The 14,298-nt window shown below is 46.6% G+C and carries 18 protein-coding genes and 1 riboswitch; of the genes, 6 read left to right on the top strand and 12 right to left on the bottom strand.

What is annotated here, in order from left to right; genetic code table 11:
• Nucleotides 1-112 precede the first annotated feature (112 nt).
• From AC8GFP_RS01310 to AC8GFP_RS01325, 4 genes are read right to left on the bottom strand one after another with little or no spacing between them, the layout of a single operon-like run.
• Complete coding sequence (locus AC8GFP_RS01310; RefSeq protein WP_506609497.1) at nt 113-634, bottom strand: alpha/beta fold hydrolase; 522 nt, start codon at nt 632-634, stop codon at nt 113-115.
• 39 nt (nt 635-673) lie between these two features.
• Nucleotides 674-1,150: a DUF3293 domain-containing protein gene (locus AC8GFP_RS01315; protein WP_506609498.1), complete on the bottom strand. Its 477-nt coding sequence runs from the start codon at nt 1,148-1,150 to the stop codon at nt 674-676.
• Nucleotides 1,147-1,572: a 5' nucleotidase, NT5C type gene (locus tag AC8GFP_RS01320; protein ID WP_506609500.1), complete on the bottom strand. Its 426-nt coding sequence runs from the start codon at nt 1,570-1,572 to the stop codon at nt 1,147-1,149. The genes AC8GFP_RS01315 and AC8GFP_RS01320 overlap by 4 nt, the downstream gene beginning before the upstream one ends.
• Nucleotides 1,573-1,601: 29 nt before the next feature.
• Nucleotides 1,602-1,847 carry a hypothetical protein gene (locus tag AC8GFP_RS01325; protein WP_506609502.1) on the bottom strand — a complete coding sequence of 82 codons (246 nt, stop codon included), beginning with the start codon at nt 1,845-1,847 and terminating at the stop codon, nt 1,602-1,604.
• A 92-nt stretch (nt 1,848-1,939) separates the two neighbouring features.
• Nucleotides 1,940-2,039: riboswitch (SAM-I-IV-variant riboswitch) on the top strand.
• Nucleotides 2,040-2,121: 82 nt separating this feature from the next.
• Between AC8GFP_RS01325 and AC8GFP_RS01330 the strand changes: the two genes are divergently transcribed.
• The 6 genes from AC8GFP_RS01330 (at nt 2,122) to AC8GFP_RS01355 (ending at nt 7,134) form a co-directional block, all read left to right on the top strand.
• The gene (locus tag AC8GFP_RS01330; RefSeq protein WP_506609504.1) at nt 2,122-2,427 is read left to right on the top strand and encodes a hypothetical protein; all 306 of its coding nucleotides are present in this window, start codon (nt 2,122-2,124) and stop codon (nt 2,425-2,427) included.
• A 98-nt stretch (nt 2,428-2,525) separates the two neighbouring features.
• Nucleotides 2,526-2,735 carry a hypothetical protein gene (locus tag AC8GFP_RS01335; RefSeq protein WP_506609506.1) on the top strand — a complete coding sequence of 70 codons (210 nt, stop codon included), beginning with the start codon at nt 2,526-2,528 and terminating at the stop codon, nt 2,733-2,735.
• A complete protein-coding gene (locus AC8GFP_RS01340; RefSeq protein WP_506609508.1) occupies nt 2,732-4,147 on the top strand; it encodes an AAA family ATPase in 1,416 nt (471 codons plus the stop codon). The genes AC8GFP_RS01335 and AC8GFP_RS01340 overlap by 4 nt, the downstream gene beginning before the upstream one ends.
• Nucleotides 4,148-4,179: 32 nt before the next feature.
• Nucleotides 4,180-4,662 (top strand): hypothetical protein, encoded by a 483-nt coding sequence (locus tag AC8GFP_RS01345; protein WP_506609510.1) that lies wholly within the window; start codon nt 4,180-4,182, stop codon nt 4,660-4,662.
• Nucleotides 4,659-6,011 carry a hypothetical protein gene (locus AC8GFP_RS01350; RefSeq protein ID WP_506609512.1) on the top strand — a complete coding sequence of 451 codons (1,353 nt, stop codon included), beginning with the start codon at nt 4,659-4,661 and terminating at the stop codon, nt 6,009-6,011. The genes AC8GFP_RS01345 and AC8GFP_RS01350 overlap by 4 nt, the downstream gene beginning before the upstream one ends.
• 10 nt (nt 6,012-6,021) lie before the next feature.
• Entirely contained in the window at nt 6,022-7,134 is a 1,113-nt protein-coding gene (locus AC8GFP_RS01355; protein ID WP_506609514.1) for a methionine adenosyltransferase domain-containing protein, read from the top strand.
• 12 nt (nt 7,135-7,146) lie between these two features.
• Here AC8GFP_RS01355 and AC8GFP_RS01360 read toward each other — a convergent pair whose 3' ends face one another.
• The 8 genes from AC8GFP_RS01360 to AC8GFP_RS01395 all read right to left on the bottom strand — a co-directional run bounded on the left by AC8GFP_RS01360 (nt 7,147) and on the right by AC8GFP_RS01395 (nt 14,131).
• Nucleotides 7,147-7,602: a DUF3293 domain-containing protein gene (locus AC8GFP_RS01360; RefSeq protein ID WP_506609516.1), complete on the bottom strand. Its 456-nt coding sequence runs from the start codon at nt 7,600-7,602 to the stop codon at nt 7,147-7,149.
• A 5-nt stretch (nt 7,603-7,607) separates the two neighbouring features.
• Nucleotides 7,608-8,729, bottom strand: a complete 1,122-nt coding sequence (locus AC8GFP_RS01365; protein WP_506609518.1) for a hypothetical protein — start codon at nt 8,727-8,729, stop codon at nt 7,608-7,610.
• 33 nt (nt 8,730-8,762) lie between these two features.
• The gene (locus tag AC8GFP_RS01370; RefSeq protein WP_506609520.1) at nt 8,763-9,164 is read right to left on the bottom strand and encodes a hypothetical protein; all 402 of its coding nucleotides are present in this window, start codon (nt 9,162-9,164) and stop codon (nt 8,763-8,765) included.
• Nucleotides 9,161-10,090 carry a hypothetical protein gene (locus tag AC8GFP_RS01375; RefSeq protein WP_506609522.1) on the bottom strand — a complete coding sequence of 310 codons (930 nt, stop codon included), beginning with the start codon at nt 10,088-10,090 and terminating at the stop codon, nt 9,161-9,163. The genes AC8GFP_RS01370 and AC8GFP_RS01375 overlap by 4 nt, the downstream gene beginning before the upstream one ends.
• The gene (locus AC8GFP_RS01380) at nt 10,087-10,863 is read right to left on the bottom strand and encodes a COG3904 family protein (RefSeq protein ID WP_506609524.1); all 777 of its coding nucleotides are present in this window, start codon (nt 10,861-10,863) and stop codon (nt 10,087-10,089) included. The genes AC8GFP_RS01375 and AC8GFP_RS01380 overlap by 4 nt, the downstream gene beginning before the upstream one ends.
• 13 nt (nt 10,864-10,876) lie before the next feature.
• Nucleotides 10,877-11,839, bottom strand: coding sequence for a helix-turn-helix transcriptional regulator (locus AC8GFP_RS01385; RefSeq protein WP_506609525.1), 963 nt, complete (start codon nt 11,837-11,839; stop codon nt 10,877-10,879).
• 84 nt (nt 11,840-11,923) lie between these two features.
• Entirely contained in the window at nt 11,924-13,243 is a 1,320-nt protein-coding gene (locus AC8GFP_RS01390; RefSeq protein WP_506609527.1) for a vWA domain-containing protein, read from the bottom strand.
• A 270-nt stretch (nt 13,244-13,513) separates the two neighbouring features.
• A complete protein-coding gene (locus AC8GFP_RS01395) occupies nt 13,514-14,131 on the bottom strand; it encodes a SprT family zinc-dependent metalloprotease (protein ID WP_506609528.1) in 618 nt (205 codons plus the stop codon).
• Between the last annotated feature and the right edge of the window lie 167 nt (nt 14,132-14,298).

The following is a 14,298-nucleotide window of genomic DNA, read 5'->3' on the forward strand; positions in this document are numbered from 1 at the left end:
ATCCCTGTGGGCGTGCTGCCAACCCACAATTTGAAGACATCACATTTGTTGAGTCTGATGAGATAGCAGTTTGGGGTGTGGTGACTTTTCGCCTTCGGTGTTGGAATTGAGGTCACGAAAGCCATCGATCTAATAAATTATTAACGTATTCTTTGGGAAGCATGTGCCCAGCATCTGGCACGACACTGACTTTCAGCCCTACAAGCGTCCCAAACATTTCAACTTTGCTTGGGTTACTCTGCCAATCCTCAGATCCAACATGAAATTCACAATTCAAGGGAGCAGGGTATAAACCAGCCTTGGCAAGTTGAAGTAGTTGCTCTGATCGAGGCGGGATAAAGTTCATCTCAGTATCTTGATTGGCAAACTCACCAACAATGGGGGATAGCAAGATAACTTTGCCAGGGTATGGCGGGAGTTTTGCCTGGGCATGAAGGAAGAGATAAGCTCCAAATGAATTGGCAATTAACCGAGCATCTTTATCCCAAAAATTACTTTGTAAATCGATGGCAACAGCATCAACCTGGCCGTTAAAAGAAAGCTGTCTAAATTCGCCCACCAACTCGCGACCAGTTACATCAAATCCTTTAGCAAGTAAAGCTTGACCCAAGCCGGTGTCGAGTCTTCCGCCCATTCCCGTCAAGTAATAGACTGACTTATTCACAAAAATAAATTATTGGTTTTGATCAAATGAAGCGATCAGTTGTGGAGTGCATGACTCGTCACACCACACGAATGCATTTTGTTCATAGGTGCGAGCAAGTTTTTTAGCTGCCTCAAAAGCTATGCCTAAAATTAAAACGCTAGGCTCACCTTCCCATTTGTGATCTGGATCTTGACCTAGTCCTTGTATCAAATTAAGACCTCTAGACTGAATTTCCTTAATAAGATTTTCCTGGCGCGCGAAATTCTCATCATTTGAGAGTTGTTTACTGAAGGGGTTGTACGCTGTGACAAATGCGGCTGTTGACACTTCGTTGGTGTTCAACAGTTGCCTGAGTTGATCAGAGGCTTTTCCTATTTTTAATATGCACTGAGGTGTTGAATTTACTATGAAGTCTTTATCCTCATAGGCTTTCCACAAAACTGGATCGATAGGATTAATTTTTTGCATTTTTATTGAGTACGTATTCTTCAATTCATAAATCATCTCTTGGTTTTTAGATACTCAACGACGTTTGTCCAATCAGGAAACTGTGCTGTACCAAAGTGGATGTGTTCACCTGCGAAACGATCAGCACCATTCTTTGTTCTGTCATCTATTAGATAGTGACCGTCATTCAAGTTCTTGTGATGTGAAAGTATCAGGCGTTTGTATGCTTTCTCACCAAGGTATTTTTGAACCCAGAGTAATTTATCGGACCAAGCGCTAGGGTTGTGCCAAGGGGCTGTTGAAAGGATATAGGTGTCAAAGTGTCCGGCTAGATAGTTATAGCTTTCAATTGCATTTGGTATAGGGTCCATGAGGCTGAAGATTCCCGGCACTTCATCTAATCTATCGTTGTACTCCTCTTGAAGAGTATCGGGGACACGAGCTATACCAGACGGGAAGTCCACAAGCACGTTGTCCATGTCTACATATAGTATTTGCATGGAGCTTGTTACCACTCATCTTTCTTGTTGAAAACAGCCCCTAGACCAGTAGCTGTACTGCCCATTCTGGAACTGCCGTCGCTGCTGAAAGAGCCAGTTTGGGTGAAAACTGACCCATCTGATCCCACAGTTGTAGAGCCCATGTGGCTGAAGACTGTTCCTTTGCTGCTGATACTAGTGGAGTCGCCCAGTCGTTGGATAGTTTCTCCCTGATCGGACACAGCTGATTTGCCGAAGATTTCCCAAAAAGCCATGAATTACTCCTGTGGTTTTTTACATGATAGGGCGGCGCAGGCTCATTCTTTGAGCTTCATATGGCTGATACTGAGTCCTTGTGTTAGGATTTGTATGTCATCAAGAGTTGGGCTGACGCCCACACCAACCTGCCTCACCGGGCAAGGTGGTAATACCAGATGTGGCCTCTAGGGGCAACCAAGCGGTACTGCGTCAAGCCCTCCTTGTTGAGGGCTTTTTTCTTTTCTGACTGCAGATTACTGCTGTTGGGGTAATTTGAAAAGGATGCGTTTCATGTCTATTCTTGCCAGGGGCCAAAAGTGCGTCATTGTTGGCGGTTGTCCTGAAAACATTGGCTTGGTTGTTGAGGTGATTTGTCGAATTGGTCCTCACAGCGGCCGTGAGGATGCTTATTGGATCAGAACGGTTAGCGGTAGGCCTTTCTACCAACTTTGGATAGGTAAGGAATTGCAGCGCGGTTCTTCATCTGAGGCTATTACTGACAGGCATAAATTGCGCCCGTTAGTAGATCCCAAGGATGACGTCAGTGACGCTGGGGCAACTGAAATCAAAACGAAAGAGATTGAAGTTCAAAACTAATTAATTGATTCGGGACTGGCCGCCCTAAGCGGCTGGGGGGATTTGTTCCAGATTGCGGCCCCCGCCATACAGGCAATGTCGCTAAACAGGAGATAGATATGCGTTCTCTTATTCAATGCACTGAGGCATTTGAGTTGTCAGCCAGCACCTCACAACATGGGCCTATTGGTTACCACTTAAAACTCATTGGCTTCATACCAAGTGCCAATCACCCAGAAGAGCAGGTCCGTTTTCAGGGAATGTTTACGAAAACAGAACTGCAAGCCTTGAGAGACTTTCTTGACGCAGCTATCAAGGAGTCAGCATGAAAAAATCCAATGACAGCAGTTCGCCGACAAACAGCGGATTATTTGAATACCTAGGGGTGATTGGTTTTTCGTCCATTGAAGCCCCTTTACTTGCTGCGCTTGCTACGGAGAGTCCTTTGCTTTTGATCGGGCCTCACGGAACTGCAAAAAGCTTGCTGCTCAACAAAATTGCTGAAGCCCTTGGCTTAAATTTTCGGCACTACAACGCAAGCTTGCTGAATTTTGATGATCTGGTTGGATTTCCCTTGCCAAGCCAAGACGGAACTTTGCAATACGTCAAAACCCCTGCAGCAATTTGGGGGGCTGGGGCGGTGATCTTTGATGAGATCAGCCGATGCCGACCGGACATCCAAAACAAGCTCTTTCCCATCATCCACGAGCGGAAGGTGCAAGGCTTGAAGCTTGAAGGATTGCAATACCGATGGGCTGCAATGAATCCACCCAGCAAAGACGATGATGACGCTGGCTACCTTGGCTCTGAGCCGATTGATACCGCTTTGGCAGATAGATTCCCATTTGTCCTTGCAATGCCTGCATGGGACACATTCAGCAAGGCTCAGCAATTGGCAGTGATTCAAAGCGAGGATCTTCCAGTCGAGGAGCTAAGTGCAATAAATCTAAAGCAAGCCATCACCAGAACCAAGACGCTGCTGGCGACAACAGATGAAGGTTTTAAAGAAGGGGCGTCGGCTTATGTTCATGCTATTTCCTCACTGCTATCTCAGGCCGGCTTAGACCTGAGTCCGAGGCGTTGTGCCATGTTGTATCGCGCCTGCTTATCTGTCAATGCTGCGGCTACAGCGATTAACCCAAGTGTTTCTGTGACAGATGCAGTTTTATTGGCATTGCGAAGTAGCTTGCCGCATCGTGCATTGGGCGTAGTGGTTCCTGAAATCAAGTTGCTCAGTGCTCATAAGGAGGCAATGCACTTGATCAAGCTTGCTGCCAACGACCCCATGAAGGTGATTTTGTGTACCAAAGATCCGGTCGAAAAAATACGACTCTCGATTTCTGCTCCCTCCATCACCAAATCAGCGTTTTCTCAAGTCATTGCCGATGCTTTATCTCAGCTACCCCTTGGTGCAAGGGAGGCTGCTGTAGTTCATTTGTTTGAGACGGGGGCAGTAGGGCGATTGAACGCTGCTGTAGCTTCGCAAGCTGGTGATTTATACAAAGACATTGCTGTTGCACCCCAGTTTTCTGAGGCTATTCACGCTTCGAATTCTAGGTTTCAGACTTGGAACAGGGTTAAGTCCTTGCTAGCCGGACTAAACCCCAAAGAAGCTCGCCACCATTTACAAGCCAACGCCATAGCTTCCCTGTTTGCTCAAAAGAAGCTCGCCACGCCTGAAGATGCAACCAAAGCCAGTGATTTTTTCGTACAAACCGACAAAGCACTGAGGTTGGCGTGAGAGGTGAGGATACAAGGCAATTGCTGCACAACATGTCTGCACCACCAAAAACGGTGGTGAAGTATGCAGGCCTAGAGGGGCTAGCCAAGCAAAGTGGTCCGGGTGGTTCGGGTGTGACAGGCTTGAAATACACCAATCCCGTTATCAATGGGCTAGCAGTTCGCTTTGTGTTGCCAACTGGATTCATAGGGCAAGACTCAGAAAAGATTCTTCGCTTGCTGAAAATCGATCGAAGTGATCAGTTCTCAACAGCTGAAAGTCAGCTGGTTGCCTTAATCAATCACCGAGCTGATGAACTGCCACTTCCGGAAGGATGCGCCGTGATGGCAGCTCACGAATCCCATGGCGTCATTTGGCCAGATGCATTGAGCGCCTTGGCTATCTTGACCAAGTGCACCGACACCATCTGGCTGCGCTCTAAAACACCTTCGCTTCCATCGATTAAAGATAAATCCAGCCTATCTCTCTTGGTGCCACCTCTATTCATCAAGCAACTTTCGAAAGTAAAAAAATGAATCTCTCCGACCGAATTTTGGATTGTTTCCCAAGTGGCTCCTATGCCATGAGCGGACTCTTGCGACTGCTTGATATTGAGGAAACCATAAGCATTCCAACCGCCGCCGTTGAGTGCAATCTTCAGCCCAGGTTACTCATGAACCCCGAGTTTGTGGCCAAGCATGCCCAAACGCCAGAAAAGCTGCTGATGTTGGTCATGCACGAGCTTCATCATGTACTGCTTGGGCATACCACCCTGTTTCCAAGGCTAACGCCAGAGCAAAACTTTGTGTTTGATGCGGTGATCAATGGAATTGTGTGCCGTATGTTTCCTAGCCCTGAGCACACTGCATTTTTCACGGATTACTACAAAGCCGATGTATTTCCTGAGTGTTTGCTCAGGCCTGCTGAGGGATGGCCAAATAGCCAGGCAGGGTTTAAGGCAGATTACCCCGGCTTAGAGAAGCACAGCGCGCATTTCAAATCAATGTTGAAAGATGTGCATTTAGCGCTCTATTCAGATGCGGGTGCGAGTTACAAGGAGGTTTTTGACATCTTGCCCAAGGCCTTGGACGGTAAAGGCATTGGCGATATTCCTTTGATCGGTGGGCATTCAGTTGAGGATGAGACTGATAGTGACTTGCAGCACCAATCCCCTTTGTTGTTCGAGATCGTTAGAGAACTTGTTGAGTCCTGGCCTCAGCCACCTGACCCCATTAAAGGACGATCATTGGCAGATGTTCTGAGCACGTCAAATGTAAAGCCATTAAAACTTCAAAATAAACGCCGAAAGTTAGAAGCGCTGATAAAGAGAGTGGCAGGATTTTCAGCAAATGGTAATTTTTACTGTCAGCAAGCGTCGAACCTGACATTCATCTCGCCAATCCCAAGCATGAATCGCAAGTCCATGGTGATGCAGATATTGGGCGTACAACCAATGTTGCACAGTGCGCAGATGCCTTGGACTCAGCGTACCCCCAGCGGCGAAAAAGTACATGTCTATGTTGATGTATCTGGCAGTATGGACAGCGTGCTAAACGCACTTTATGGTGCTGTACTGGACTGCAAGGATATGGTGTTTGGAAATGTGCACTTGTTTTCGAACCGAATTGCGGACGTCACACTGGACGAACTGCGCAAGGGCAAGTGCGTTACGACTGGGGGCACCGATATTGCATGCGTAGCAAGGCATATTCAGAGCAATCAAGTTCGCCGTGCATTGCTGATTACCGATGGCTGGGTGGGGCAAGCAAAAGGCCAACATCACGACATATTGCAATCAACCAAGTTAGCCGTTGCATACATGGGTGAGAGCACCAACATGCTTGATCTTGCACTGGTCGCTGACTTTACTGCTGTACTTCATTAAAGGGAAATCCATGAATACCAAACTCTTTCCTGCTGAATTTGTTTTCCCAGGTCATCCAGACAAGCTCTGTGACGCTATCGCTGACGGACTTGTTCAAGCAGCATTCGCTTTAGAGCGGCGAGCCTTGGTGGGTGTCGAAGTGGCTTGTCACCGTAACAAGGTTTTTATTACGGGCCGAATCGGGTGTCAGGGCGCTGAAAAAATCGATATTGAAAAGATTGTGCGAGTTGTCTACCAATCCGCTGGTTACGGTGATGACTGGTATCCAAGCCCATCACAGTTGGAAATTACTTCTGACTTGTGCCTCGGCCCCTTAGAAGATGGAGAAGGTGAATTCAGGGAGTTATCAGACGATCAGGCCATCTGTGTGGGCTATGCCATTGACATAGAAGCAACCAATGGTCTGCCAGTGGAACACTGGTTCGCAGCAAGGTTTGCCAAGCGCTTGTATCGGCTACGTGAGGAGTTACCTGAATTGGGACTTGGTCCTGATGGCAAGGTTATCGTGGTGGTTCAGGAATCAGAAGGCGTCTGGCAATTAGATCGATTCAGTTGCTCCTTGCAACAAAAAACTGCCCACGATGAGATTGCACTTTTTAGGGAGGTAAGAGCAGCCTTAGAGGAGGAGCTCATCCAACTGGCTAAATTGCTTCCTCGTCTGTCTTTGAAAATGCCAGATGACATAACAGTCAATGGCGCGGGTGCGTTTGAAGTAGGCGGACCGGAAGGTGACAACGGGCTATCTGGGAAAAAATTAGTAATGGATGCGTATGGCCCAAGAGTGCCCATCGGAGGAGGCGCTTGGTCAGGCAAAGACTTCTTTAAAGCCGATAGGGCAGGTGGCTTGCATGCCAGACGCATTGCCAAGCAAATTGTGCGACTGGGATTGGCTACAGAAGCTACCGTGGTGCTGGGATGGTTCCCAGGTAATCGAAGTGCCCAAATATTGCGAATAACCGATCAACTAGGTCAACAGGTCAAGCTTAAAAATATGGATGCACTGTTTGACACAAGTTTATTGACATCAGGCGAAAAGTTCGGCTCAGATAAATTAATTGAACTGGCTAGATGGGGACACTTTTTTCATGAAAACAGATTGTGGGAAGTTCATCATCATATTTAGTTACCTGATTGATCAACGCAGAAGTATGAGATGGGAAATAGCGTCCTCACCAATCCATACGATAGCGTCCTGATTGAAATGCGTGCCAATGGCTTTGGCAGGTTCTAAGGTAAGCCCAAATGCGCAATAGCTTTTTTCAGCGGGCCATTTGCTTCCTTTTTCGCTGCCTGATCCTTCGATGACTTTGTGTCCCAACTGCTGAAGCATGAAGGCGAGTTCAGCGTGTGCCTGCGCATTGGCATCATCAGATTGAAAGGCCCCGCGTGGGTTATATGCAGTGATGAAAGCCGCGCAATTAACTTCATAGCAAGAAAACAAATTTGAAAGGAGATCCGAACGATAGCCTATGGACAGTACGATGACTTGCGGCGCATGGTCAATTTTGTAGTCTGTCGCTAGATAGGCTCGAATTTTATCTGGATGTAACTGTGTTGATTCACCATTAAATGAGTAACTAAAATTATCCATGTAAATTATTTGATTAAAAGACTAGATTTCAATAATTCAAAATCATTTATTTCCAAATTCCCTGCTGTTAGGTATGAGCTTAAGGGGTTGTTTGTATAAATTACTTTGCAATTCAAACCCTCAAGAATTTCCCTCCAATATTTTTTTTGTCTCATAACAACAAATATCTTTCCGTCTCCTAATGTTTTTAAGGTGGCTGCGCTTAACTGCTTGCTAGGCAATCTATTCATTTCGTGAAAACTTTCGCTTGCCCAAGGTACAGCTTGATATGCTGCAATTTTTAATGAAAGTTTTTTCCATTCATCCTCGGAATCTGGATGGTTTACAAAGGAACTAAGTCTTGCTCGCCACCATTTATGCATACTTTTACTGGTTTTAGAACTTAGTCCCCAAAGCCCCCAGTCATCAAAACCGCTTCTGTCGTGATCTTTACTTGAGGAAGCGTTTCTCTTGCCCTTGGGAGTGAATCCTGGGTTAGCAAGTAAAAGTATAACTTTTGCCCGTTTTAAATCACCTTCAAATGGGCACGGATCCATATGAGTTTGTGGTTTATATATTTGATTTTTTGGAGTAAATTTAGAAAGGAAGTCCTCATCGATTTGCTTGATGTAAAGCTGGCACTTTTTATAATCAAAATTTAAATCTTTATAGGTTGAAATTTTCTTATATTTAGAGTTCAATTTTGATTTCAAGTCAAAATCAGCTAATTCTTGATCAATGGGTATTTCATATTGTTTCAACCACTCACTATTCCATGAGGACAGTTTTCCGCGTGTGTGCCCTTTTTTTGTAAAAACTGCATTTGGATAATTTGCTCGACAAAATTTCGTGAGCTCATCATGTGGGTACAGATACCATTTGGAATTTTCCTTATCCTCAAACATTATGAATAAATTTTTGCCTTCGTAGGCTGGGCTTGTAACCAATCTACCCTTAAGTTGAATTTTTAACCAGTCACCATTGATGTGCTGGGCAAAGAAGTCTGCTCCGTACCAGTCGTATTTCAATAAATTTGTTATAAAGCCGAACTCAGCGAGTACTGCAGATGCTTTTTGAAAGTTATATGACTCTTTTGCTTTGCTTGGCAATGCGGAGTACTTAATCTTTGGATATTTCTTCAATAGCATTTTTGTTTCACCTTATTGTGACGGATTTTCTTTTTAATTCCAATATTCGCCACTACTATAGATCCCACTTTCAAATAATCTTGCATCGTAGAACTTACCTTCTGGCTCGCTTCCCGTCCAAGGTCCTTCAGTATCAGCAAGCCGAGTGAAACCATTACGCAAAAGACCTTTTTCAGCCTTCAGCGCGTTTTCAAATTCCAAAGAATCGATAACAGCGAAATATCCGCTACTTTGGCTAAAAAGCTTATAGGGGTTTGGTGATGCTCCCCCGCCTTTTGTCTTTCCCTGATCATGAAAGAAATAAATGACCGTTTCACCAGTTGCTTGATTTTCAACAAGTGCCCAGTTATGCACCATCATTTCTAATGGCTTGATCCACCATTCAGTGCCATTGATCTTGAATTCCTTAGGAGGCTTCATATAGTTGACCTTCATTGGCTCCATGCAATATCAGACATTCCCGGATGTAGTCTGTCGATATCAAAACGCCAAGCGAAATGTTTCCACGCTTGTGTGATGGTTTCATAAGATGAGGTTTTATCAAAACGGAACCAGCCAGGGATCATTGTGTCGACCAGTAAAGGTGCTAGATTGATGTCAGTTATTGATCGAAGTTCATTAACAGCCTGAACCTGAGCAGGGTTGAGCTTCTTGGAGTCAATGAATGTTCTGACTAGAAGTGAGCTTATTTCTGGACACCAACTTGCGATAAACAAGCCGTGAGCTGAGGGAAGAAGCATTGTTAAGTTTTCTGCCTCTTCATCACTTGAGGTTTTTGCTAAGTTCTTCACCACATCGATGGCTAATGCGGCAAGTGGCAGCATGTCTGCAAATTCGGCATTGATAGCCTGCATATCAGCTTGGCTTACCGGTAGGTCTACAACCCCTGAACGTTGAATCACACGCTCTACAGCATGCGGACTTATGCGCATTGGCACATATATTTCTTGCAAAAAACCAGGCATGAGCAGTATCCACGCAAATACCTGCAGCGTATTCTTGAACTCACTTGAAGCTGTTAAATTGTCTGGGCGTAACCCTAAAGAAATAGTTGCGCACTTCGAGTTGGCGTTGATGTTGGTTGTGGAAATAGGAATCAAATTACCTAACAACTTATCAAGCAAAAGCTGTCTTTCGCGCAATTGGCGATTATTTTTAACTTTCCTGTAAGGTGAGCTGTTTCTGGCAATGGATTGGCGTTTACGGCTGCGATATTTCTCCCACTCTGAACAAAGCGCCTTGGAATATGAGCGACCAATTGCTTTCGCCAGTGATTGATCAATGAATGGGGATTCTTTGTTCTTGTCCCAAGGCTGCAAGAAGAAATTCGTACCCGTTGACACATGTTGGCTTGACATCATGGCTTACTCCTTTTTGATGCAATATTCTTTTCAACACATTCATAAAAAGTCGAACGAAATTTCTTTGTCTCGTTTTCGCAGTGCTTGAAATAATCAAAGATGGTGTTTCTAAATACGGGTACTGTGAGCTTGGCTGTTCGTGAAGCATCTCTAAACCACATTTCCTCGTGAATCGTGTCCATTCCATGTACGCCCCATCTGTTGCGGTCACGCCAAGTCAGTTGTCTGGTTCTCCAGTTGGGCGTCATCAATATTGCATCAGCCAAGAGTGGACTGATACCCATTTCCTCCACGTAGTCGTTAACTTCCTTAGTGTTATCTTCATTGTGCTTTTTGAGTTTTTCAAGAGTAGTAGGCGAATTTGTATCGACCCCTGACCTGTGAACGCTCAATTCGCCAAACGCCATACGGGTGATACCACCAATCATTAAAAAAATACAGGCGCTGGCACATTCACTATTTGGGGCGAGATAGGTGTTAAGACCATGCTTGCGAATTAGTCTGCCCATTTTGAGTGCGGCATCGACGTTGCCGCCTCGGGTGTTTAGCACTACAGCGTTAAGTTTGAGATTAAATTTTTCTCGTTGAACAGTTTCAATAGCGTCTTCCAGTGAATACTCCTCCTCGTACTGGATTTCACCTACAACTTTGATGCTGACGAATTTGTCTGTTGGCGTATATCGGTCAATGACTACCTTGGCATGTGCTGAGGTAGTCATTAGCCAGAAGGCAATAGTGGCTATAAGCCAGGTAGTGGGTTGATTAGCGGTCATCAAAATCACCACATCACTTGTAAAGCTTGAGGGTTTCTGCTGCTGCGTTTAACAAACTTGTTCTTAGAGTCTTTGGTGCCAAAACCTCAACATCCGCCCCAAACCGCAAGATATCTCCCAACAGCTCGCGTTCATCGGAGTAGGGAAACTCTAATGTGTATGTCCCATCATTGTTGACAGTCCCTTTTTGTTCAGGGTGCCATTCTTCAGCCTGAACCCACCTAGCTCTTACTGCACTGAATTTCAACTTGGCCCAATGGTTTGCCTCGCCCCCAAATATGCCGTAGCCAGACTGCATGATGACTTTGATATCTTTTTGACTGACCTCTTTGGCTGCGTCTTCCAAGATGTCGCAATGCGTAATGGCATCTACTGAGAAGTTGAGCAACTTGTTTCGCAAATGACACCAAGCGTCAACATACCAGTTGTCGCGGTAGTGCACCAGTTGTTGAGGGGAGATGTCGCGCTCTGTCGTCTCTCCACGCTGGCGGTTGAAGTGATGGATATGCACTTTTTTGCGTTCGAGCGTAGCCTGTGCCAGTGACTGAAAGCACTTTAGCTCTAAGCGCCGTTTGCCTGCATGTACGGCGCGTACACGCTTGGTAAGGGATTCCGAGTCAAGACCTTCTGACGCCAGCAAGTCAGCCATACGTTCTTGTAGGGGTTGTAGCTTGGGACCTAGTAAACCAGGTTCCAGCTCAGTGATCATGTTTTGGATGGTCAGTAGGGCCAGCAGTTCCTTTTGGGTGAACACAAGTCCCGGCAGTTCATAAGCCTGGTCTTCGTTTTGAAGTTTGTATACGTTTTCGAATCGGTCGTAAACGATGTCATAGTTGTAGAAGTCACGCATCTTGTCCAAGTCGCGCTTGAACGTGGCCTCTGAAATTTCAAACTCATCAAGAATGGCTTGCTTCGTTACCGTGCGTTTGCGGTTGAATAAAGCCTTGTATTTGTAAACGCGGTCAAACTGCGCCATATGTTGTTTCCTGTTGATTTGACAAGTGTATAAAGCGGCACGGGAGACCATGCCCCCGTGCTTTCCCTTTATTTCCTGGCTGGTTTAGCTTTGTCTAGGCGTTCTGCGGCCACGACCCTCGGTTTCCTTCTTACGCAAGAAGGAGGGCATGTTGGACTCGGTTTCATCCATGCAGAACATGACTTCGCTCTTGGAGGCTAAGCTTTTGGACATTCGCATGGCTGAGAAACTGGCTTCCTTGACCATCATCATCATGTCTTCTTCAGCTAAACGTCGCATTTGTTCCATCTTGGCTTTCAGCCATGGGTGTTGGCCAAACCGTTCATCCATTTCAGCCAGTTTTCTCATGGTGTCCAGTCGGTTTCCGCGTCTGGCCAAATGGCGCAGTTCATCCGAGGCCTTGCCGAACTCTGCCTCCAGCAAGCGCCGTTCAACCAGATCATCGGCTTGCATTGCTAAGAAGGATGTCTGCTCGACAGCAGGGAGCTGCAGCATGGCACCTGACTGTGACAGCGCATGACCTTGCAAGTCTGTTCCAGTGATGGACACCGCCAGCAAATCGCGTAACGTGCCAGGGGCTGTTGGGCTGATGTGCAAACGAACACCTACCCAAGTTTCTGCGACCCAAGCCAGGTCGTTCATCTTGTAAGTGCCGTCCGGGTGCTGTGGGGCAACGCTTAGCATCTCCACAATCACGCCAGGTGCGGGAATCAGCTTTAAAGCAATGCCGCGTAGGTACATAGCTTGCAGCAAGGACAGTTCTTGGTCAAAGCTGTCATACAAGTCCTCAGCGGTTTGGCCGTAATACTGCTGACCACCACCGGCATCTGCCATGGCAATCATCAGGTCTTCATTGAAGTCTCGTCCCAGACCTACTGTGGTAGTGCTGACACCTTTCTCAAGCCATGCTTTGCATTCAGGCTGTATGTGACTGATCCGGGTTTCACCATGGTTAGCCTGACCATCAGAGAGAAGTAGCACACGAGACACGGCCCGTGCAGTACCACCTTCCAGTTGCTCTGCGCCTTTGAACCAGCCGCTGAATAGGTCAGTTGAGCCGCCGCTGTGCACCATGTCCACAGCTTGTTGAATGGCAGTGACAGATGACACTTCACTCAAAGGCACCATGACTTCCACTTCGTCGTCATAGACCACGAGGCTGAGTTGGTCCTTAGGTGTCAGGTGTGAGGCGATGTGCATGACGCAGCGCAGCGCTTCACGCAGTGGCTTGCCTTGCATGCTGCCTGACCGATCTACGACCAGCGCCAATCGCTTGGGCGTGTGTTCCACCACTTTGTCGGTGGGCAAATCAGGTGCTTGGACTCGCACCAGTAAATCCAGATGGCCGCCTTGGGCGGGTATGGCCGCTTTAAGCGGCGAGACGATGATGGTGGGCTGTTCCATTTTTCTATTTTTCCTTTTGGGTTGATTGGAGGTGCAGACAGGCTTAATCAGCGGTAACTGATTGAAGCCACGCAGCCATGACCTCCCGACGACTGCGCTTTTGCGGAATTGGCGTTACGCCATAGTCCAACTGCATCCAGCGCTGTGTGCTGGTGACAGTGAACAGGCTCGTTTTAGGAGCCACAAGCGGGTCAAAACCCGAAACCCATTGAGTGAGAAGGATGCAAAGTTTCAGCACCCATCCACAAAACCAAATGACTGTGGGTGGCATCACATCTCCTCCCAGTTACCTAAGGCTTCCATTTCGACCTTGTCCTTCGGACAAATTGGTGGGCCATAGGTTAAAAATTTCTTCAACATGGGCACCTGATAGTCGCAGTGCTTGCACTTGGCTCTCGGGCGATCTCGACTGGCTGCTTTTCGCATCCCTACCTTTAGGTGGCCATGTGGGTATGGGCCCAATATGTCTAATAGAGAGGTCAGGGAGACTTTGAGCTCAGGTCCTGCTTCAGCGCTGCGCATAGGACCTTTCATGCCCATCTTGAGTGCTATCTTTTTAAACTCTTTGCCGTGTTTGTTTTCACAGTTGTCTACAGCATGTACCAGTTCATGCACCAGCGTGTCAAGAACCTCATAGGCTGATTTCAAGGTTGGCGCTATAAAAATTTGGTTCAGCTCGTTAGATGCGCTTTTGGTCGACCAGCATTGACCTACATGACCGCTGCGTGTTCCCGTGCTGGCAAAGCCACAGGAAACTTGGCATGGCGGTACGCTGAAGCCTTTGGCAGCAAAAAGAGGGCGAAGCAGCTCAACGGCGGCAAGTAGCCAAGCTTCGCGGGTGGTGTGTTGTTGCATAAAAAGTGAATGAGCTTGTGATGGGTTGAGCATGAGCTACCCGAAGCTCACAGTGCGAGCCCTGCACCTGTTATTGCATACAGCAAAAAAATAAGGATGAATTGGAATGATGTAAGAAATTCAAACGTGTAGTTCTTGAGATTTGCATAAAAGTATTCCGAAAATGATTCATATGCATCAATAGACGTGCACACACCAAA

Origin of the sequence: Limnohabitans simekii (SeqCode) (assembly GCF_965234735.1) — a bacterium.
GTDB lineage: Bacteria > Pseudomonadota > Gammaproteobacteria > Burkholderiales > Burkholderiaceae_C > Limnohabitans > Limnohabitans simekii.